Source organism: Hydrogenophaga sp. FW305-3-2-15-A-LB1, assembly GCF_058787875.1.
Map to the genome: position 1 here is coordinate 90,115 of NZ_JBYTAE010000001.1, position 21,085 is coordinate 111,199.

General features: G+C 64.7%; 19 protein-coding genes. 18 read left to right on the forward strand and 1 reads right to left on the reverse strand.

From position 1 onward, the window contains the following. Positions 1-8: 8 nt before the first annotated feature. Entirely contained in the window at positions 9-2,063 is a 2,055-nt protein-coding gene (locus AC3WPZ_RS00415) for an NADPH-dependent 2,4-dienoyl-CoA reductase (protein ID WP_069047284.1), read from the reverse strand. 156 nt (positions 2,064-2,219) lie between these two features. On the opposite strand from AC3WPZ_RS00415, the gene AC3WPZ_RS00420 reads away from it, so the two are divergent. From AC3WPZ_RS00420 to AC3WPZ_RS00505, 18 genes are all read left to right on the forward strand, one after another. Further along, positions 2,220-3,386, forward strand: coding sequence for an acyl-CoA dehydrogenase family protein (locus AC3WPZ_RS00420; RefSeq protein ID WP_056278202.1), 1,167 nt, complete (start codon positions 2,220-2,222; stop codon positions 3,384-3,386). After that, positions 3,383-4,171 carry an enoyl-CoA hydratase/isomerase family protein gene (locus AC3WPZ_RS00425; protein WP_056278198.1) on the forward strand — a complete coding sequence of 263 codons (789 nt, stop codon included), beginning with the start codon at positions 3,383-3,385 and terminating at the stop codon, positions 4,169-4,171. The genes AC3WPZ_RS00420 and AC3WPZ_RS00425 overlap by 4 nt, the downstream gene beginning before the upstream one ends. Positions 4,172-4,211: 40 nt before the next feature. Further along, positions 4,212-5,819, forward strand: coding sequence for a carboxyl transferase domain-containing protein (locus AC3WPZ_RS00430; protein ID WP_056278196.1), 1,608 nt, complete (start codon positions 4,212-4,214; stop codon positions 5,817-5,819). A 66-nt stretch (positions 5,820-5,885) separates the two neighbouring features. Further along, positions 5,886-7,883, forward strand: a complete 1,998-nt coding sequence (locus tag AC3WPZ_RS00435; RefSeq protein ID WP_056278193.1) for an acetyl/propionyl/methylcrotonyl-CoA carboxylase subunit alpha — start codon at positions 5,886-5,888, stop codon at positions 7,881-7,883. A gap of 18 nt (positions 7,884-7,901) precedes the next feature. Further along, positions 7,902-8,891, forward strand: a complete 990-nt coding sequence (locus tag AC3WPZ_RS00440; protein ID WP_056278190.1) for a hydroxymethylglutaryl-CoA lyase — start codon at positions 7,902-7,904, stop codon at positions 8,889-8,891. A 173-nt stretch (positions 8,892-9,064) separates the two neighbouring features. Continuing rightward, positions 9,065-9,178, forward strand: a complete 114-nt coding sequence (locus AC3WPZ_RS00445; RefSeq protein ID WP_250637255.1) for a hypothetical protein — start codon at positions 9,065-9,067, stop codon at positions 9,176-9,178. A gap of 50 nt (positions 9,179-9,228) precedes the next feature. Beyond that, positions 9,229-9,426 (forward strand): SDR family oxidoreductase, encoded by a 198-nt coding sequence (locus tag AC3WPZ_RS00450; protein WP_056278186.1) that lies wholly within the window; start codon positions 9,229-9,231, stop codon positions 9,424-9,426. Positions 9,427-9,508: 82 nt separating this feature from the next. Then, positions 9,509-11,104, forward strand: a complete 1,596-nt coding sequence (locus tag AC3WPZ_RS00455) for an acyl-CoA carboxylase subunit beta (protein ID WP_056278183.1) — start codon at positions 9,509-9,511, stop codon at positions 11,102-11,104. Positions 11,105-11,114: 10 nt separating this feature from the next. Continuing rightward, positions 11,115-11,912, forward strand: a complete 798-nt coding sequence (locus tag AC3WPZ_RS00460; protein WP_069047281.1) for a crotonase/enoyl-CoA hydratase family protein — start codon at positions 11,115-11,117, stop codon at positions 11,910-11,912. 25 nt (positions 11,913-11,937) lie between these two features. Further along, entirely contained in the window at positions 11,938-13,962 is a 2,025-nt protein-coding gene (locus AC3WPZ_RS00465) for an ATP-binding protein (protein WP_056278178.1), read from the forward strand. After that, complete coding sequence (locus AC3WPZ_RS00470) at positions 13,959-15,104, forward strand: acyl-CoA dehydrogenase family protein (protein ID WP_056278176.1); 1,146 nt, start codon at positions 13,959-13,961, stop codon at positions 15,102-15,104. Before AC3WPZ_RS00465 ends, AC3WPZ_RS00470 begins: the two co-directional genes overlap by 4 nt. 2 nt (positions 15,105-15,106) lie before the next feature. Next, positions 15,107-16,168 carry an MBL fold metallo-hydrolase gene (locus tag AC3WPZ_RS00475; RefSeq protein WP_056278172.1) on the forward strand — a complete coding sequence of 354 codons (1,062 nt, stop codon included), beginning with the start codon at positions 15,107-15,109 and terminating at the stop codon, positions 16,166-16,168. After that, positions 16,165-16,641 (forward strand): PaaI family thioesterase, encoded by a 477-nt coding sequence (locus AC3WPZ_RS00480; RefSeq protein WP_056278169.1) that lies wholly within the window; start codon positions 16,165-16,167, stop codon positions 16,639-16,641. The genes AC3WPZ_RS00475 and AC3WPZ_RS00480 overlap by 4 nt, the downstream gene beginning before the upstream one ends. Continuing rightward, a complete protein-coding gene (locus tag AC3WPZ_RS00485) occupies positions 16,638-17,072 on the forward strand; it encodes a PaaI family thioesterase (RefSeq protein ID WP_056278166.1) in 435 nt (144 codons plus the stop codon). Before AC3WPZ_RS00480 ends, AC3WPZ_RS00485 begins: the two co-directional genes overlap by 4 nt. A gap of 24 nt (positions 17,073-17,096) precedes the next feature. Continuing rightward, positions 17,097-17,978 carry an SDR family oxidoreductase gene (locus AC3WPZ_RS00490; RefSeq protein ID WP_056278584.1) on the forward strand — a complete coding sequence of 294 codons (882 nt, stop codon included), beginning with the start codon at positions 17,097-17,099 and terminating at the stop codon, positions 17,976-17,978. 13 nt (positions 17,979-17,991) lie between these two features. Continuing rightward, positions 17,992-18,687: a transglutaminase-like domain-containing protein gene (locus AC3WPZ_RS00495; protein WP_235501454.1), complete on the forward strand. Its 696-nt coding sequence runs from the start codon at positions 17,992-17,994 to the stop codon at positions 18,685-18,687. After that, on the forward strand, positions 18,684-19,550 hold the full coding sequence (locus AC3WPZ_RS00500) for an alpha/beta fold hydrolase (protein ID WP_056278160.1): 867 nt from the start codon (positions 18,684-18,686) through the stop codon (positions 19,548-19,550). The genes AC3WPZ_RS00495 and AC3WPZ_RS00500 overlap by 4 nt, the downstream gene beginning before the upstream one ends. 14 nt (positions 19,551-19,564) lie before the next feature. Next, positions 19,565-21,079, forward strand: a complete 1,515-nt coding sequence (locus AC3WPZ_RS00505; RefSeq protein WP_492437719.1) for an AMP-binding protein — start codon at positions 19,565-19,567, stop codon at positions 21,077-21,079. Positions 21,080-21,085 lie beyond the last annotated feature (6 nt).

Genomic DNA, 21,085 nt, shown 5'->3' on the forward strand with positions numbered 1-21,085 from the left:
CAGTGGACTCAAATCGCCAGACCGAGGCGTGTGCCTTGGTCAATGGCGCGCAAGGCGTCGAGTTCGGCGGCCAGCTCGGCGCCGCCGATGACATCGGGCGCCAGGCCGAGCGCGCGCAATTCGGCGACCAGCGCGTTCTCGCTGTCCTGGCCGGCGCAAATCACGATGGTGTCCACGTTCAGCGTCTGCGGTACACCGTTGACGCGCAGGTGCAGCCCGGCGTCATCGATGTGTTCATAGACGCATCCTGGCAGCGTGCGCAGGCCGCGCCGCGCCAGCTCGGCCTTGAGTGCCCAGCCAGTGGACATACCCAGACTGCGTCCAGGCTTTTCAGGTTTTCTCTGCAACAGGGTGACTTCGCGTGGCGCGCTGATTGGCTGTGCCGGTTTGAGGCCACCCGCAGCTGCGGGCGAGGTATCGACGCCCCATTCAGCGTAAAACTGCTCAAGCGCCTGAGGCGCGTTGGCAGCATTACCCTCATGCTCGTCATGCAGCAGGAAGGTGGCTACATCGAAACCGATGCCACCGGCGCCGATCACCGCGACCCGGCGGCCTGCCTGCACCCGACCCGACAGCAGATCGGCATAGCTCATCACTTTCGGGTGAGCCATGCCCAGGAGCTGCGGCAGGCGCGGGCGCACGCCGGTGGCTATCACGATGCGGTCGTAGTGACCGGCAGCTAGAGATGGGGCATCCGCCCGGCTGTTGAGCCTGAGCGTCACGCCATGCCGAGCCACGCCTTGCCTGAAATAGCGCAACAGTTCGTTGAACTCCTGCTTGCCCGGCACGGCCCGGGCCAGGTTTAACTGGCCGCCAATCTCGGGTCCAGCCTCGAACAGGGTGACCGCATGACCGCGTTCCGCCGCAGTCAGCGCGCAGGCCAGTCCGGCCGCGCCGGCACCGATCACCGCCACCTTGCGCTGCATGGCCCGTGACGGCATCAGCGAGAACTCCAGCTCGCGCCCGGCGCGTGGATTGACCAGACAGGTGGCGGGGCGGTCGGCGAAGATGTAGTCGAGACAGGCTTGGTTGCAGGCGATGCAGGTGTTGATCTCATCGGCGCGGCCCTGCGCCGCCTTGCGTACGAAGTCGGCATCGGCCAGGAAGGGGCGCGCCATCGACACCATATCGGCGTCACCGCTGGCCAGGATTTCTTCGGCCAGATCGGGCGTGTTGATCCGGTTGGAGACGATGACAGGAATCGTCACTGCTTGTTTGATGCGGGCCGCCGCAAAGCGCCACGCCGCGCGCGGCACCACGTAGGCAATGGTCGGGATGCGCGCTTCGTGCCAGCCGATGCCTGTATTGAGGATGTCAGCGCCTGCGGCCTGCACCGCCTGGGCGAGCTGGATGATGTCGTCAGCCGGGGCACCGCCCTCGACCAGATCGAGCGCCGAAACCCGATACATGAGCAGAAACTGCGACCCCAGGCGTTCGCGCGTGCGCCGCACGATCTCCACCGGCAGGCGATGACGATTTTCCATGCTGCCGCCAAATTCGTCGCTGCGGTTGTTCGTGCGCGTGACGGTGAACTGGTTGAGCAGGTAGCCCTCCGAGCCCATGATCTCGACGCCGTCGAAGCCGGCGCGTTGCGCCAGTTCGGCACAGCGTACATAGTCTTCCACCGTTTGCCAGACTTCGGCCGTGCTCAAGGCGCGAGGCGCGCGGGAGTTGATCGGGGAGGGGATGTCAGAAGCGCCCACTGGCCTGGCGACTTTTGCGTAGCGCCCTGTGTGCAGGATTTGCAGAATGATCTTGCCGCCCTCGGCGTGCACCGCCTGAGGGATCGGTCTGAGCACATCGGCTTGTGCCGTCGTGATAAGCAGGGGACCCGTTTCATCCAGCAGGCCATCCTGGCAGGGGGCATAGCCGCCCGTGACAATCAGGCCCGCGCCGCCGCGTGCGCGCTCGGCATAGAACAGGGACAGCCGGTCGATCGACCGGTCCAGCGACTCCAGACGTGTGTGCATCGATCCCATCAGCGTTCGGTTGCGAAGGGTGTGCGCGCCTACCTTCAGGACGGAGAGTAGCGTCGGAAAGAAAACAGTGGCTTCGGTGGACATGGGGAACGCCTCTTTAAAAATCTAACTAACACCTGTTCGATGATATCATGCGACAACGACCAGCCATGCAATTGGCGAGCACCTCAAATTCTTCGTCCGGATTGACGGTGTGATGCAGGCGGCGATTTCGACAACAGTCAGTCAGGAGATTTACCCATGATGTTCGACGATGACCAGATTGCGCTGCGTGACGTGGCGCGCCGCTTTGCACGAGAGAAGCTCAGGCCCGATTACCAGAAGCGCGAATCGCAACCTGGCATCGACCGGGCCTTGTTCAAGGAAATGGGTTCGCTCGGTCTGATCGGTGTTGATCTGCCCGAGGAATATGGCGGCTTGGGCCTCAGTGGCGTCACGGCCGGCATGATCACCGAGGAAATTGCCTATGGTGACTTCAACGTCAGCTACATGCAGCTGCTCAGTTCGCTGATGGGCGCCATCATCCATGCCAATGCGTCCCCCGAGCTGGCGCGCACCTGGAACAGCCGGATCGTGGCGGGCGAGGCCATCGTCGCGCTGGGTCTGACCGAACCACGGGGCGGCTCGGATGCCGCCAATCTGCAACTCAAGGCGCGTCGCGTGGGCGACGAGTACGTGCTTTCCGGCGAGAAAACCTCCATCACTTTTGCCGACCAGGCCGATGCCATGGTGTTGTTCGCACGCACCGGAAAGCCCGAGGATGTCGCACGAGGCATCAGCGCCTTCCTGGTCGATCTGAATCAGCCCGGCGTGCAACGCACGCGCTTCAACGATGTTGGTAGCAAGATCATCGGCCGTGGTTCGGTGTTTTTCGACGATGTGCGGGTGCCGGTCGAGAACCGGCTGGGCGAGGAGGGCAAAGGCTTCACGCAGGTGATGCAGGGCTTTGACTTCAGCCGCATCCTGATCGCGCTGCAGTGCGTGGCCGCCGCGCAGGCCTCGATCGACGAAGCCTGGGAATACGTGAAGGAACGCCAGACCTTTGGCGCGCCGCTGGCGCAGTACCAGGGCGTGAGCTTTCCCCTTGTCGAGTTCGAGACCCTGATCGCCGCTTGCCGCCAGCTCTGCTACCACGGCCTGGCCCTGCGCGATGCCGGTCAGCCGCACACCGCGGAAGCGGCCATGGTCAAGTGGATGGGCCCCAAGACCGCTTTTGACGCGATTCACCAGTGCCTGCTGACCTTTGGGCACTATGGCTGGTCGATGGACCTGCCTCACCAGCAGCGCCTGCGCGACGTGATGGGCCTGGAAATCGGCGACGGAACGGCGCAAATCATGAAGCTGATCGTTGCCCGCGAGCGCGTGGGACGCGCCGCCGTGCAGTACGCCAAGGAGAGCAAGAAATGATTCAGACATCCCCAGTGGAGATCAGCCGTGCCGGCGCCGTTGGAATTATCGAGTTAGCCCGCCCCGAAAAATTCAATTGCCTGTCGATGTCCGTTCATGCGGCCATCGAGGCCGCCATCGACGGATTCGAGAAATCCGACTCCGGTGTGCGCGCCATTCTGATCCGGGCGCAAGGCAAGCACTTCTGCACCGGCGCCGATCTGGATGAGGTGAAGTCGCTGCGTGGCGATCCAGCCAGGCTCAAGCACTTCATCAGCTATGGTCACAGCGTGCTCAAGCGCCTGGAACGCAGCGATTTGCCGGTGGTGGCGGCCTGCCAGGGTCTGACCCTGGCCGGTGGCAGCGAACTGATGCTGGCCTGCGACATCATCTTTGCGGCCAAGGACGCGCGCTTTGGCGACCAGCATGCCCAGTTCGGCCTGATTCCCGGGTGGGGCGGCAGCCAGCGCATGCCACGCATTGCGGGTCTGCGCCGTGGCCTGGACCTGTTCTTTTCGGCGCGCTGGATCGATGCCGCCACCGCCGAGCAGTGGGGGCTGGTGAACTATGTGGTCGAGCCTGAGCAGTTGGGTGAAGCGGCGCTGGCGTATTGCAGCAAGATCGCCACGCGCAGCCGCATCGGCATGGCCACCATGAAACGTTTGGCACGGCAAGGCATGGAGGGTTCGTCGGAGGTCGGTCTCCAGCTTGAGGAAGACCTGGCCAGCGCGGCTCTGCTCGATGACGACGTCAGCGAAGGTCTGGCGGCCTTCGAGGCACGCCGTACACCGGTGTTCAAGGCCTGAGCGGCTGAATGCTTTGTCTCGCGAATAGGCGCAATCACATATGACCATCCTTTCCTCCCGCATATCGACTTCCGACGACGAATTTCGGCTCAACCAAAAAGCCTACCAGGCCGTGATTGCGGACCTGCAAAGCCGTCGCCAACTGGCGCTGGCCGGAGGCCCCCCGAAAGCGCGGGAAAAACACCTGGCGCGCAACAAGATCCTGCCGCGCCATCGCGTCGAAGTGCTGCTCGATCCAGGTTCGCCTTTCCTAGAGGTCGGCATGCTTGCCGGCGAGGGCATGTACGACGGCGTGCCGCCGGGTGCCAGCATCATCACCGGCATCGGTCTGGTGCAGGGCCGTCCGTGCATGATCATTGCCAACGACGCCACCGTGAAGGGTGGCACCTACTACGGCATGACCTGCAAGAAGCATGTGCGGGCGCAGCAAATTGCCTGGGCACACCGCTTGCCCTGCATCACGCTGGTGGACAGCGGTGGCGCCTTCCTGCCTGAGATGGCCAACATCTTTCCCGATGTGGGGCAGTTCGGCAGCATTTTCAACAACCAGGTACGCATGTCGGCCGAGGGTATCCAGCAGATTGCCGTGGTGATGGGGCCTTGCACGGCGGGTGGCGCCTACATCCCGGCGCTGTGCGACGAGGCGGTGATTGTCAAGGAACAAGGCTATATGTACCTCGGTGGCCCCGAGTTGACCTTTGCCGCCACCGGCGAGACGGTGGATGCAGAGTCGCTGGGCGGCGCCAAGATGCACTGCAGCGTCAGCGGTGTCACTGATCATATTGCCGAAGATGACCGCCACGCGCTGGCCATCACGCGTGAAATCGTACGGGACCTGGGTGAGCAGCCCAAGCCACGCTGGACGCGTCAGCCGTCGGTGCCTCCGCGCTTCGATCCGCGCGAGATTTACGGCATCATCAGCCGCGACACCAAAATCCCGACCGACACGCGCGAGATTCTGGCGCGTTTCGTCGATGACAGCCGGTTCCAGGAATTCAAGCCGATGTACGGCGACACCCTGCTGACCGGCTTTGCTCGCATCCATGGCCACGAGGTTGGCATCCTGGCCAACCAGGGCGTGCTGTTCCCGGAAAGCGCGATGAAGGCGGCGCACTTCATCGATCTGTGCTGCCAGCGAGACATCCCTCTGCTGTTCATGGCCGACGTGACCGGCTTCATGGTCGGGCGCGCCGCCGAGCAGGCTGGCATTGCCAAAGCCGGGGCCAAGATGATCACGGCGATGGCCTCGGCCAACGTGCCCAAGTACACCATCATCATGGGCGCCTCTTACGGTGCAGGTTACCTGGCGATGTGTGGCCGCCCGTTCAACCCGACCGCGATGTTTGCTTGGCCGACCGGCCGCGCGGCCATCATGGGTCCGGATCAGGCCGCCACGGTGATGGCACTGGTGCGCAGACAGATCAACAAGACCGAGGGAAAAGAGTGGACGCCCGAGGAAGAAGAGGCGTTCAAGGCGCCGGTACGCAAGATTTACGAAGACTTCCAGCCTGCTGCGAACTTCTCCTCGAATTTGTGGGTGGACGGCATCATCGATCCGGTGGAAACACGCGACGCCATGGGACTGCTGCTCGACCTCGCATCCCGGACTGCCGCCAAACCGACGCCGTTCGGTGTCTTCCGTTTTTAACCAGGACGCCAGCCATGCAACGCATCCACACCGTCTTGATGACCCACTTCGCCGCAGGAGTTGGGCATGCTTAAGAAAGTCCTCATTGCCAACCGCGGCGAGATCGCCTGCCGCATTGCCCGCACCTGCCGCAAGCTCGGCCTGGAAGTGGCCACCGTGCACTCCAGTGCCGACCGGTTTGCCCGCCATGTGCGTGAGATCGGTGAATCGGTCGAACTCGGGGGTGCAGCGCCCAGCGAGAGTTATCTGAACATCGATGCCATCATCGCGGCGGCCCGGCGTGTGGGCGCCGACGCCGTTCATCCGGGCTACGGTTTTGTCTCGGAAAATCCGGCCTTTGTGCGCGCACTGGATGCGGCTGGCTTGACCTTCATTGGACCCCGGGCCGACACCATCGAGCGCGTCGGCGGCAAAGCCAGTGCCAAGCGCGAGGCAGCCCGTCTCGGCGTGCCGGTCATTCCCGGCAGCGAAAGCGGCATGACCGACCCAGCCGAGGTGTTGAATCTGGTGCGCGGTATGAAGCTGCCCGTGCTGCTCAAGGCCGTGGCTGGTGGCGGTGGCCGTGGCATGGCGGTGGTCGAGACGCTGGAGGGGCTGGAGTCGCGCATCGAGAGTGCCATGCGTGAGGCCGAAAAAGCCTTCGGCAACGGCGAACTGATCGTCGAGCGCTACCTGCCGCATGTGCGCCACCTGGAGGTGCAGGTGGCCGGTGACGGCCAGGGCCACGCCATTCACCTGTTCGAGCGCGAGTGCACCTTGCAGCGACGCCATCAAAAAGTGATCGAAGAAGCGCCGTCAAGCGGTCTGAGCCCGCGTCTGCGTGAAGCTATCCTGGCCGATGCGGTCAAGCTGGCCTCTGGCGTGAATTACCGCGGCCTGGGCACGGTTGAGTTTGTCGTCACGGGTGAAGAATATTATTTCCTGGAGGTCAATCCTCGCTTGCAGGTCGAACACCCGGTGACCGAAGAAGTCACCGGCCTCGATCTGGTCGAACTGCAACTGCGCATTGCCGACACGGACAGCCTGCCGCTGGCGCAAGCCGACGTGCGGTGCACCGGTCACGCCTTCGAGGCCAGGCTGTGCGCTGAAGACGCCGCTGCGGGATTTTTGCCGGCTACCGGGCGGTTGCAGGTGGTCGATTTTTCGCGCGCGGGCGTGCGCGTCGAGTCCGGGGTAGACAGTGGCGACGAAATCTCGCCGCACTACGACTCGATGATCGCCAAGCTCATCGCGCACGGGCCCGACCGCGAGTCGGCGCGCCGGGCGCTGGTGGCCGGATTGCGCGAAAGCACGGTGATCGGCCTGGTCACCAACCTGGAATTTCTGCATGAACTGCTGGAATGGCCGGAGACCCGCGATGCCACATTTCACACCCGCCTGATCGACGAGCGCCACGCGCAGCGCGGCGTGGTGGCTCCCGCCGCGCCGCCTCTTGAGCATCTGGCTGCTGCCGCGCTGCACTGGCTGGCGCAACGGCGTGCCGAGTCGTCCGCGCTGGGCTGCTGGACCCTCTGGGACGGTTTCACGGGCTGGCGCCTGAGCAGTGGGCCGATTCAGGCCGCACCCCAGCCGGTCCTTGTGTTGAAGGCGGGCGCGGCGGAATGGCCCGTGCGGTTTTCGATGCGCGATGACCAGGGCAGCAGTGCGCTGGTCATTGGCGAGCAAAAGGTGCGCGCTACGCTGCAGCCGCTCGCGGGCGGACGCTTCCTGCTGCAATGTGGTGGGCGGGCGCTGGAACTGACGATCCGGGGCGACGCGTGGCAGGCCGAGCTCGCCAGCGCGTTGGGCAGCAGCTTGTTCACGGCACGACCCTATCTGGGGGGGGGCGCCGGTGACGCTGCCGCCAGCGGTCAATTGGGCGCGCCAATGATGGGCAAGGTGGTGGCGGTCAAGTCGGCGGTCGGTGAGAAGGTTTCCATCGGCCAGACCGTGATCGTGCTCGAATCGATGAAGATGGAGCTGCACGTCATGGCGCCATTCGAAGGCAGCCTGAGCAGCCTGCGCTGCCGGGTCGGCGACATGGTTGAGCGCCACCAAGTGCTGGCCGAAGTCAGCCCGGCTTGATCGAAGGAGGTACAAGCGATGAGCAACTTGCCTACCTCCGTCGAGTTCCATGAGGAGGGACCGCGCGAGGGCTTCCAGATGGAGCCAAAAACCTATCCGCTGGCGGACCGCGCCGCGCTGATTGATGCCTTGAGCCTCTCGGGTCTGAGGCAGATCCAGGTTGCGTCCTTTGTCAGTGCGCGCGCGGTGCCGCAGATGGCCGACACGTCCGAATTGTTCGCCGCCATCATCAAGCGCCCTGGTACCCGCTACACGGCGCTTTGGCTCAACGACAACGGCTTCGAGCGGGCGCGCGCCTGTGAACAGGTGGATCTGGACGGCAAGCTGATGTTCTACACAACCGAGCCGTTTTCGCAGCGCAACAACAATTGCAGCGTGGCCGAGATGCGTGAACGCCAGCTCGGCTGGCTGGACCGCTACATCGCCCTGGGCATTCCGGTGGAAAAGGCCTACGTGATCACGGCCTTTGGCTGCAATCTCGGTGGCGCCGTGCCGCTGTCGGTCCTCACCGATCAGGTCCGCTGGCTGGTCGATGCCTGCGCCGACCGGCGTGTGCCGCTGCCGGCGGTCTACTTGGCCGACACCATGGGCTGGGCAAATCCCGAGGAGATCAAGCGCCGCGTCGGCGCGGTGCGCGCGATCGTGCCGGAGGCTCAGATCGGCCTGCACCTGCACGACACGCGCGGCGTCGGCGGTGCCAACGTTTATGCCGCCTTGCAAATGGGCGTGCGGCTGTTCGACAGTTCGGTCGCCGGTCTGGGCGGCTGTCCGTTCGCGGGTCACACGCACGGTGGCGCGGCCGGCAATATCTGCACCGAAGACATGGTGTTCATGTGCCAGGAACTGGGCATCGAGACCGGCATCGATTTAGAGGCGCTGATCGAGGCGTCCCTTCTGGCCGAACGCGTCATCGGCCGCACCCTGTCGGGCCATGTGATGCACAGCGGCTCGCTCAAGGGATTTCGCGCCGGCCAGCGAATGCAAGAGATTTGTGGGGCGGTGCGCTGAATCACATGACAAGGAGAAGGTCATTGGTCGAGTACAGGACAAGGTCATTCTTGTGACGGGCAGTGCGATGGGCATGGGCCAGGTCCACTGCGAGCTGCCTGTCGCGGACATGAACGCCGGGATTGGCGAAACCGTCGCGGCGGGCGTTCGCCAGCGCGGCGGAGTGGGACCGCATGTTCAACGTCAACGTGCGCTACCCCTTTTTCGGCACGCGGACGGGGGTGCCGACGATGAAGCAGGCAGGTGGTGGCTCGATCATCAACATCCTGTCTATCTACGGCCGTTAGGCGCACCCTGTGCCTATGGGGCTTCCAAGGGCGAGGTACGGCTGTTCAGTATGGCCAGCGCGCCCTATCTCGCCCCTTTCAATATTCGTGTCAATTCGGTTCACCTTGGCGCCATCGAGACGCCGATGACCAAGGACTTGTTGAGCGATCCGGCCGATCACAAATCGCTGCTCGGCACCACTCCAATTGGGCGGGCGGTGCAGCATCAGGAAGTGTCGGCGGTGGTGCTGTTCCGGGGCCTCCGATGAGTCGTCCACCGTCATGGGTGCCGAGTTGGTGGTCGATGGTGGCTACGCCGCGGTCTGACCGCGCTTCAAAGGACGAAACAGGATGTCCGTGATTCAAACGCTGGTCGATGTGCAAGGTCCGAGCTTCCGCGACAACCTTGCACACCACGCGGGCCAGATCGCTCTTCTGCGCGCACGCCTGGCCGAGGTGGCCACCGGCGGGCGCGACGCGCACATCCAGCGCCACCGCGAGCGCGGCAAGCTGCTGGTGCGCGAGCGCATCGACTTCATCGTCGATGACGGTAGCGCCTTCCTGGAACTCTCGCCGCTGGCGGCCTGGGATCAGTATGGCAACGAGGTGCCGGGTGCGGGCATCGTCACCGGCGTCGGGATGGTGGCCGGGCGGCCCTGCATGTTCATTGCCAACGATGCCACCGTCAAGGGCGGCTCGTTCTTCCATGAAACCGTTAAAAAACACATACGGGCGCAGGAGATTGCCCAGCGCCTGCGCCTGCCTTGCCTGTACCTGGTGGATTGCGGCGGCGCCTTTTTGCCGGAGCAGGACCGCGTGTTTCCCGACAAGGACCACTTCGGCAACAGCTTCCACCGCCAGTGCCGCATGTCGCAGGCTGGCCTGCCGCAGCTCTCGGCCGTGTTCGGCGGTTGCACCGCGGGCGGCGCCTACATTCCCGCGCTGTCGGACGAAGTGGTGATGGTGCGCGGTAACGCACGCATTCATCTGGGTGGCCCGTCCATCGTCAAGATCGCGATCAACGAAGTGGTAGACGGCGAAACCCTGGGCGGCGCGGAGATGCACAGCCGTGTCTCCGGTGTCAGCGACCACCTGGCCGAGGACGAGCATCAGGCGCTGGCCATGCTGCGTCAGATCGTCGCCAGCCTGCCGCCCGAGCCGCCCATGGTGCCGCCGCTGCCGCCCAGCGCACCACGTTACGACCCGGTTGAGCTCGATGGCGTCGTACCGGTCGACCCCAAACAGCCCTACGACGCGCGCGAAATCATTGCGCGGCTGCTCGACGGCAGCGCTTTCCACGAGTTCAAACCGTTGTGGGGAGATACGCTGGTGACCGGCTTTGGCGCGATCCACGGCCAGCCGGTCGCCATCCTCGCCAACAACGGCGCGCTGCTGTCCGAGTCGGCCCTGAAGGGCGCGCATTTCATCGAGCTGGCCAACCAGCGCGGAGTACCGCTGCTGTTTTTGCAGAACATCCCCGGCTTCATGGTTGGCACCGAGGCCGAGCGTGGCGGTATTGCCAAGCACAGCGCCAAGATGGTGTATGCCATGGCTTGCGCGCGCGTGCCCAAGCTCACGTTGGTGGTTGGCGGCTCTTATGGCGCCGGCAACTACGGCATGTGCGGCCGCGGCTTTGAGCCCGAATTCCTGTTCGCCTGGCCCAGTGCCAGAGTTGCCACGATGAGCGCCGACATTGCCAGCAACGTGATGGTCGAGCTGGCGCGCTCTAACCTGCGCGGCCCGGCTGATGAGGCGCGGCTGCTGGATATCGAACGCAAGGTACGCGAGCAGTACGCGCGCCAGAGCGATCCCTATTACGCCACCTCCCGGCTGTGGGACGACGGTCTGATCGAACCCTCGGCCTCGCGCGACGTGCTGGGCCTGGCGCTGGCGCTGGCGGCGCGCCGTGCGTTGCCGAGTACGGCAACCCCTGTTTACCGCATGTAAGAGAACCTCTATGAACACCCCCACCTACGAGACCCTGCAACTGGTCGTCGACGCGCGCGGCGTGGCCCGCCTCACGCTCAACCGCCCCGACACTCATAACGCGCTCAACGCCACCCTGATCAGCGAGTTGCGCCGTGCCGTCGATTGGCTGGCCGTAGCGCCGGGCGTGCGCGCGGTGGTGCTCACCGGCACCGGCAAGACCTTTTGCGCCGGTGGTGACCTGGGCTGGATGCAGGACAACATGAAAAAGAGCCGGACCGAGCGCGTGGGCGAAAGCGGCGATCTGGCGCTCATGCTGCGCGCCCTGAACGAGCTGCCTATGCCCGTCATTGGCCGCATCAATGGCCCCGCGTATGGCGGCGGCGTCGGCATGATCTCTGTCTGTGACATCACGATCGCGGTCGATACCGGCATCTACTCGCTGACCGAGGTGCGCCTGGGCCTGCTGCCGGCCAACATCGCGCCCTACGTTGTGGCGCGCATGGGTGAAGCCAACGCCCGGCGCACCTTTCTGACGGCGCGCCGCATGAGCGCGGCAGAGGCGCAGCGCCTGGGCCTGCTCTCAGAAGTGGTGGCGGCCGATCAGCTCGACGCGGCCATTGAACGCGAACTCGCCGACCTGCTGCAGTGCGCGCCCGGCGCGGTGGCGGCCACCAAGAAGCTGGTGGCCTATGTGCAGGCGCACGATCTGCCCACCAACATGATCTACACCGCTGACAAGCTGGCCGACGCCTGGGAAACCGAAGAAGGGCGCGACGGCATTGCAGCCTTTTTTGGCAAGCGGCTGCCGGTGTGGCGGCAGGTCTGAGTGTTGGCATGAAGGCGTGCGACTGATGTTTAACACCCTCCTGATTGCCAATCGCGGGGAGATCGCCTGCCGCATCGCCCGCACCGCGCGCCGCATGGGCTTGCGCACGGTGGCGGTCTATTCCGACGCCGACCGCGAGGCGCTGCACGTGGCCCTGTGCGATACGGCCGTGCGCATCGGAGCGCCGGAGGCCGCGCGCAGCTACCTTGATGCCGCTGCCATCGTGGCCGCGGCGCGTGCCGCCGGTGCGCAGGCCATCCATCCGGGCTACGGCTTTTTGTCGGAAAGCCTGGCCCTGATTGACGCCTGCGAAGCCGTCGGGCTCATTTTTGTGGGCCCCTCGCGCGAAGCGATTCGGCGCATGGGCTCGAAGATCGAATCCAAGCGCATCGCGCTCGGAGCCGGCGTGCCGGTGGTGCCGGGCTACCACGCCGACGACCAGGACTCTGCGGTCTTGCAGGCGGCGGCCGGGGGCATCGGCTACCCGGTGCTGATCAAGGCCTCGGCCGGCGGCGGCGGCAAGGGCATGCGGGTGGTGCGCAGCGCGGCTGACTTCTCGGCCGCGCTGGATACCGTGCGACGCGAAGCGAAGGCTTCGTTCGGCGACGACCGCGTGCTGCTGGAACGCTACCTCGACGAGCCACGCCACCTCGAAGTGCAGTTGCTGGGCGACAAGCACGGGCATCTGGTCCATTTGTTCGAGCGCGAATGTTCGATCCAGCGCAACCACCAGAAAGTGATTGAGGAAGCGCCCGCGCCACACCTGCCTCCCGCCGTGCGCGAGGCCCTGTTTTCGCACGCGCTGACGATCGGGCACGCCATCGGCTACGACAGCACCGGCACCATCGAGTTCATCCACGACAGCCGCAGCGGCGACACCTTCTTCCTGGAAATGAACACCCGGCTGCAGGTCGAGCACCCGGTGACCGAGTTGACGGTCGGTATCGATTTGGTCGAATGGCAGCTGCGGGTGGCCACTGGTGAGCCGCTCGGCTTCGCCCAGCCGGACCTGACGCAGCGCGGCTGCGCGATCGAGGCGCGTGTCTGCGCGGAGAATCCGGCGGCGGGTTTCGCGCCCGAGATCGGCGCCCTGATCGACTACCGCGAGCCGCGCGGCGAGGGCGTTCGGGTCGACAGCGGCATGCGCAACGGCAGTCACGTTACGCCTTATTACGACTCCATGCTGGCCAAGGTAATTGCCCATGCCGACGACCGGCCGACCGCCGCACGGCGGCTCGCCACGGCATTGGACGACACGGTGCTGCTCGGCGTGCACAGCAACCTCGGTTTTCTGGCCGATCTGCTGCGCCATGACCACTTCGCGCAAGTACTCACCACACATTACATCGAACGCGCCTTTCCCACAGGCTGGCAGCCGCGCACGGACGATGGGCTGGCCATCGCGGCTGCCGCCGTGCACGGCGTGCTGATCAAACAGGCGACGGCCGGGCGCTCGGCCTGGCAGTCGCTCGGGGCCTGGCGCGCGGCCGGCGCTGGGAGTGGCACTGGCAGCACACAGGTGCTGCTCGAAGACGAGCAGCGCTGCGTGCATGAAGTCAGCGTCTCGCCGCAGGGTGACAGCTGGCGTGTGTGCGTCGGCGATCGGGAGTTGACCCTGGCGGCGGTATTGGTCGGCGACACCCTGGCGTTGCAGTGCGACGGCCTGACGGTTCGCTTCACGGTGGCGGTGGAGCAGCACGCCAAGCAAGGCGAACGCGTGTGGCTCTCTGGCCTGAGCGGTACGTGGGCCTGGCGCCGGCTCGATCGCTGGCAGCGCGCACTCAAGGGCGCGGCGGGTGCCGATGAGCTGGGCGGCAATCTCCTGCTCGCCCCCATGCCCGGTCTGGTGACGCAGGTGCAGGTCAGTGTAGGCATGAGTGTGAACGCGGGCGACACGCTGGTGCAGATGGAAGCTATGAAGATGGTGCATACGCTGAGCGCGGTAGCGCCGGGACGTGTGGCCGAGCTGCGTTGCCGCGTCGGCGACGCGGTGCGCGGTGGTGATGTGCTGGCGATCATGGAAACAATCGAATCCGAGGAAAAGCAATGAACGAGCCGATTTATTTTGACGAGCAACACCGGCAGTTCCGGGACAACCTGCGCCGCTTTGTCGAGCAGGAAGTAGTGCCGCACGCCGCGCTCTGGGAAGATCAGGGCATGGTGCCGCGCGCGCTGCTGCGCAAGATGGGCGAACTGGGCTATCTGGGCATACGCTACGACGAAAAGTACGGCGGCTCGAAACTCGACACCGTGTACAGCGCCATCCTGGCCGAAGAACTCGGCCGTTCCACTTACGGCGGCTTCGCCGTGACGGTGATGGTGCACACCGACATGGCCTCGCCGCACCTGGCCAACTTTGGCACGCCAGAGCAGCTCGCACGCTACCTGCCGCCCATCATCGGTGGCGAGAAGATCTGCGCTGTGGCGGTCACCGAGCCCGATGCCGGCTCCGACGTGGCCGGCATCCGCACACGCGCGGTGCGCGACGGTGAGCACTGGGTCATCAACGGAAGCAAGATGTTCATCACCAACGGCGTGCATGGCGACGTGTACTTTGTCGCCGCCAAGACCGATCCGAGCGCCAAGGGTTCGCGCGGTATCTCGATCTTCATCGTCGAGAAGGGCACCCCGGGTTTTCGGGTCGGGCGTGCGCTCAACAAGAGCGGCTGGCTGTGCAGCGACACCGCCGAGCTGGTGTTCGAGGACTGCCGCGTGCCGTCCGCCAACCTGCTGGGCGAAGAGAACAAGGGCTTCTACCAGATCATGCGCAACTTCCAGAACGAGCGCATGGTGCTAGGTGCGCAGGTGATGGGCGAGGCCGCACGCGCGATCGAGCTGACGCTGGCCTATGTGCGCGAGCGCAAGGCCTTCGGCGCCACGCTGTGGGACAAGCAGGCGATTCGCCAGCGCATGGCCATGCGGGCAGCGCAGGTGGCGGCGGCCCGCCAGTTGGTTTACCACGCGGCCTGGCTGGACGCGCAGGGGCGCGACTGCGTCAAGGAGGTGTCGATGGTCAAGGCGCTGTGCGGCGAGCTGGTCAACGATGTGGTCTATGACTGCCAGCAGTTCCACGGCGGCTTCGGCTACATGCGCGAGGCCGCGATCGAGCGTATGGTGCGCGACGCACGCGTCCAAGCTATCGGTGGCGGTGCCACCGAGGTCATGCTCGAAGAAGTGGCGAAACGGTTGTGAACATGAGCACCTCTCGAGCTACTTCAGTCATTGACGGGTTGGTCGAGCTGCCTCTGAAGGAGGTCCTGCCCGGCATCCTGATGTTCACGCTGCCGGTGGACTATGGCATCGACCACGTCAACATCTACCTGATTCGCGACAGCGAGGGTTGGTGCCTATTCGACACGGGTGCCGATTGCGAGGCGGCGCGGGCCTTGTGGCTGCGCGCATTGGAAGGCCCGCTGGCGGCTGGCTTGACGCGCATCATCGTCTCGCACCACCACCCCGACCACCTCGGGCTGGCGGTGTGGCTGCACGAGCGCACCGGGGCTCCGATCCTGATGCGCGAGGAGGAGGTGGCGGTGGCGCGGCAGACGCACGTGGTCAGCATCGATGACCGCGCTTACTGTATCGACTTCATGTGCCGCCATGGGGTGGCGCCGGAAGATGCGCATCAGGTGGTGGGCGGGGTGTTGCAAAGCAATATGGCCTGTGCCGTGCCGACTCGCGTCGAGCCGCTCGAAGCCGGCCAGACCTTGCACATCGGCGATCATGCTTTCGACGTGCTGGTGCTTGGTGGACACAGCATTGCCCAAATCTGCTTGTACGAGCCCAAGCTGAAATTGCTGCTCACGGGCGACCAGTTGCTCGAGCGCATCACACCCAACATTGGTGTCTGGCCCTATGGCGAAACCGATCCGCTGCCACGTTACCTGGATAGCCTGCGCACCATTGCGGGACTGGACATCGAGTACGTCTTGCCAGCCCACCACGGCGTCTACCACGCCGGGGTCGAGCGCGCGCATGGACTGGTGGCGCACCACCAGAGGGCACTGCGCAAGTTCTTGGCGCGTCTGGGCGAGGGGGGCATGAATGCCACCGAACTCGGCTACGCCGTTTATGGCGCGCAGAGCGACCCGCTGCATGCTTACCTGGCCATGGGCGAAACCCTGGCGCACCTGCTGTGGCTGCAGCGTGCCGGCCATGTGCGCCATGAAGAAACGCCAGCCGCGACCCGCTGGTATCCGGTGACGGCGGCCAGCGAAGAGCCCACCCTCACCTTGTCTGGAGACATGTCGAGATGACAGAAACACACATCATCAAAGAAGAAGAAATCGCCAAGCGATGGCAAAAGTTCGCCCATGTGTCGCCGTATAACCGCGAACTGGGCTTCCTGCCGCACGCGGTGCACACCGACTGGTGCGTGCTCAAAGTCGAGTACCAGGAAGCACTGGTGGGCGATCCGCAGACCAGGGTTTTGCATGGCGGAGTCATCACTGCGCTGCTCGACGCCGCGCTCGGATTCGCGATTTTCGTCAAGCTGCCGGAGATACGGCCGATGGCCACGCTGGACTTGCGCATCGACTACCTCAAGCCCGCGACGCCCGGGCGGGCGATTCTGGGGGGAGCCGTTTGCTACAAGTTGACTGCAGAACTGGCGTTCGTCCGTGGCGCCGCTTACCACGACACGTTGGACGACCCAATAGCCACCGCAGTCGGCATTTACATGTTTACTTCCGGGCGACCGGTATTGCGCAACGAGGATGTGCCACGATGAAATGGACCGAACAAATTGACCATGCGCGCGCCCAGGGTGACTGGAGCGAAGTGATCCAGGCGGTGCCCTTTGCGCGTTTTCTGGACCTGCGCATTGATGTCAAGGGCGAGGAGTTCACCTGCGTCTTGCCTTTCCAGGAAAAACTGATAGGCAACCCCATGCTGCCGGCTCTGCATGGCGGTGCCACCGGAGGGTTTCTGGAATGCGCCGGATTGTTCTACCTGCTGTGGCACATGGACAGCCGGGACTTGCCCAAGACCATCGATTTCAACATTGATTACCTGCGCTCGGGCCGTCCGCAGGACACCTATGCCAACGTCGTGATGGTCAAGCTGGGCCAGCGTGTGGCGAACCTGCGCATCCAGGCATGGCAATCCAGCCCCGATAAGCCCATCGCCCTTGGCCACGGCAATTTCATGCTGCGAGCCTGAGGGTGCAGAAAGGAAATGTCCATCATGTCTCAATCTACCTACCGTTCCGTGTTCCGCCCTGGCCTGTTTGTTGGTCAAACCGTTATCGTCACCGGTGGTGGCAGTGGCATTGGCCGCTGCACCGCGCACGAACTGGCCAACCTAGGGGCCAGCGTCGCGCTTGTCGGTCGCCGCGTCGAGAAGCTGGAAGCTGTGCAAGCTGAAATCACGCAGGCCGGCGGCCGGGCCAGTATCCACGCTTGCGACATTCGCGACGAGGCGGGCGTCAAGGCCATGATCGCCGACGTGATCGCACAGCACGGCAAGATCGATGGTCTCGTCAACAACGCGGGTGGCCAGTACCCGCAGCCGGTCAAGGACATCAGCCTGAAGGGCTGGGATGCGGTGGTGCGCAGCAACCTCACCGGCGGCTTCCTGGTGGCGCGCGAAGCCTTCAACCAGTCCATGGAGTTCCATGGCGGCGCCATTGTCAACATCATCGCCGACATCTGGGGCGGCATGCCGACCATGGCGCACAGCGGTGCGGCGCGTGCCGGCATGCTGTCGTTCACCGAGACGGCGGCTTGCGAATGGGCCTGCGCCGGCGTGCGTGTCAACGCCGTGGCACCGGGCTGGATTGCCAGCAGCGGCTTTGATACCTACAGCCCCGAGATGCAGGCCGAACTGCGCAGCCTGAAGACCAAGGTGCCGCTGCAACGTTATGGCACCGAGGCCGAGATTTCGGCGGCGATTGTGTTTTTGCTGTGCGAGGCGGCGGCTTTCATCACGGGTTCTTGCATTCGGGTCGATGGTGGCGTGCCCAATGCCCGACCGACCTGGAAATTGCAGGCTCATGATCGATCCAAACCCTTCAATGGCTTTGCGCTGGCCGAACCGCCAAAGTGCCTGAGCGTCAAGGATCAATGACATGGAAGTGACTATGCAAACCCCAATCACCCCTTCGAACGATCCGTCGGCTTATCTCGCGCCCGGCCGCTACGTGGACAGCGATCACTCGGCGGTGATCGCGTTCGCGCACCGGGTGGCCGACCCTGCCATGGCGCCGCGCGAGATCGCAGTCAAGCTCTATTACGCCGTGCGTGACGAGTTTCTCTACGACCCCTACTGCTTTGACACCACGGTCGAGGGTTTGAAGGGCAGTCGCGTGATCGAGGCCGGGCGTGGCTTTTGCGTGCCCAAGGCGGCGCTGCTGGCAGCGGCAGCCCGCGTCCTGGGCGTGCCGGCACGGCTGGGCTATGCCGACGTTCGCAACCACCTGAGCAGCAAGCGCCTGCAAGACATGATGGGCACCGATCTGTTCGTCTTTCACGGTTACACCGAGCTGTGGGTTGACGGGCAGTGGCTCAAGGCCACGCCCGCCTTCAACCGCTCCTTGTGCGAGAAGGCCGGTATCCATCCACTGGAATTCGATGGCCGCGCCGATTCGGTCTTTCATGAATTCGATGTCAGCGGCCGCAGGCACATGGAGTATGTGCACGACCACGGCACTTACGCCGACTTGCCGCGCGATGAACTGCTGGCCTCTTGGCGCGCACATTACAAAACCTTCGCCGACTGGGGACAGACCGCGGACAGCGGGGCCGACTTCGCCCAGGAAGTGGGGCCGTCATCATGACGACGCGCCGGGAATTTCCCGGCTTTGCCGGTGGCTCTCTGGTGGCCGACGTCTATGGCCCAGTCGGCGCGCCCACGGTGTTGCTGCTGCACGGTGGCGGGCAAACCCGCCATGCATGGGGCAAGGCGGCACAGGTGCTGGGCGATGCGGGTTGGTACACCGTGGCGCTGGACTTGCCGGGCCACGGCGACAGCGCCTGGGCCAAGGATGGCGATTACCGCATCGAGACGCTGGCCGACACCATGTGCTGCATCTGGCGCGAACTGGGCACACCGCTGGCGGTGGTCGGTGCCTCGCTGGGTGGCCTCATCAGCATGGCCACCGTGGGCCGCGCCGATGCGCCGCCGATCAACGCGCTGGTGCTGGTGGACATTGCGCCGCGCATGGAAGAAGTCGGTGTCGAGCGCATCGTGCGCTTCATGCGGGCTCGGCCCGATGGTTTTGCGTCACTTGAAGAGGCCGCCCAGCATATCGCCGCCTACCGGGGCCGACCCATGGAAGGACCGGTTGAGGGGCTGAAGAAAAACCTGCGCATGAATGCGCAAGGTCTCTGGAATTGGCATTGGGACCCGCAACTGATGAGCGAGGCCAACCACAACCACCGGCGCGATGCGGACGGCTACGAGCGCGCTTTGCGCGGCCTGCAGGCGCCCACTTTGCTGCTGCGCGGCCAGCGCAGCGACGTCATCAGCGAAGAAGATGCGCGCGCCCTGGTGCAAACCCTGCCGCGGGCGCGTTTTATCGATCTGAAGGGTGCTGGTCACATGATCGCTGGTGATGCCAACGACGCCTTCGCCGCCAGCGTGGCGGCGTTTCTGCACGAAGTGATGCCGTCGACACAGTCCCCGTCGGGTGAAATCTGAACCAGGAGCCTGAAATGAGTTTGCGATCTTTTACGCTGCACGATCTCATCAACCGCAACGCGCGGTTGTACAGATCGAACACCGCTCTGGTGTTCGGCAATCAGCGGATCACGCACGCCCAGTACGCCGGGCGCACAGCGCGCCTGGCAGCCGGTCTGGCGGACGCAGGCGTGGGCCAGGGTGACCGGCTGGCGATACTGGCCCCCAACTGCCTGGAATACGTCGATCTGTTCGGCGCCGCAGCCCAGTTGGGCGCGATCGTGGTGCCGATCAACTGGCGGCTGTCGGCCGAGGAGGTCGCCTATGTCATCGAGGACGTGGCACCGCGGGTGCTGATCGTGGCCGATGAATTCCAGGCCCTGCTGCCGCAGCGCGGTTTGGACGACACGCTGCGCTACACGCTGGGCGCCGCGCCAGCGCCATGGCAACCCGTCAGTGAGCTGTATCGGGAGTGCGATACGCAGGCGGCGGATCTGCCCGGTCTGGCCGACGACAGCGGTTTGCTCATCATCCACACCGCCGCCGTGGGCGGTCGGCCGCGCGGCGCGCTGCTCTCGCACCGCGGCCTGATTGCCGCCAGCCTGCAGACGCAACTGGCCTGGCACCTGACGCCGACGGACGTCAATCTGGGCGTTTTGCCGCTGTTTCACGTGGCCGCCATCGGCTTCATGCTGGCCACGCAGCAGGCGGGCGGGGCGACGCTGCTGTTGACACGTTTCGATCCGCCCAGTCTGGTCAAACATATCGACGAGGACGGGGGCAGCCTGATCGGCACCTTTCCACCGATGCTGGGTGCCCTGCTGGACGCCGCAGCCGCCCAAGGCTCTTCACTGGCCAGGTTGCGCGTGGTGTCGGGGATCGATGTGCCCGAGACCATCGCGCGCTTGCGCACCACCTGTCCCCAGGCGACCTTCTGGAGTGCCTACGGCCAGACCGAGACCTCGGGCTCGGTCAGCCTGGCGCCATTTGACGAGCGCCCCGGCAGCGCCGGGCGTCCCACCGCGCTGAACATGGTCGCGGTGGTGGACGAACTGGACCGCCCGTTGCCCACAGGCGCCACCGGCGAAATTGTGGTGCGGGGGCCGATGGTGTTCCAGGGCTACTGGCGCTGTGAAGCAGACAACGCCTTCACGCTGCGCAACGGCTGGCACCACACGGGCGACATGGGGCGCGTCGATGCCGAGGGCTACCTCTGGTACAGCGGGCGTTCACCGGCCAAGGAGTTGATCAAGCCGGGGGGCGAGAACGTTTATCCGGCTGAAGTCGAGCGGGTCATTATGGAGCACCCGGCGCTGGCGCAGGTGGTGGTCCTCGGTGTGCCGGACGTTCAGTGGGGCGAGGCGGTCAAGGCTGTCTGCGTGCTGAAGGCGGGGTGCACGCTGAGTGCCGAGGAGTTGATCGAGTTTGTGGGCGGTCGCATCGCACGCTACAAAAAACCCAAGCACGTGGTGTTTGTATCGGCACTCCCCTTGGGCGGTGCCGATAGCATTGACCGCGCGGCCGTCAAGGCCGCGCACGGTGGCGCCTGATGGCCA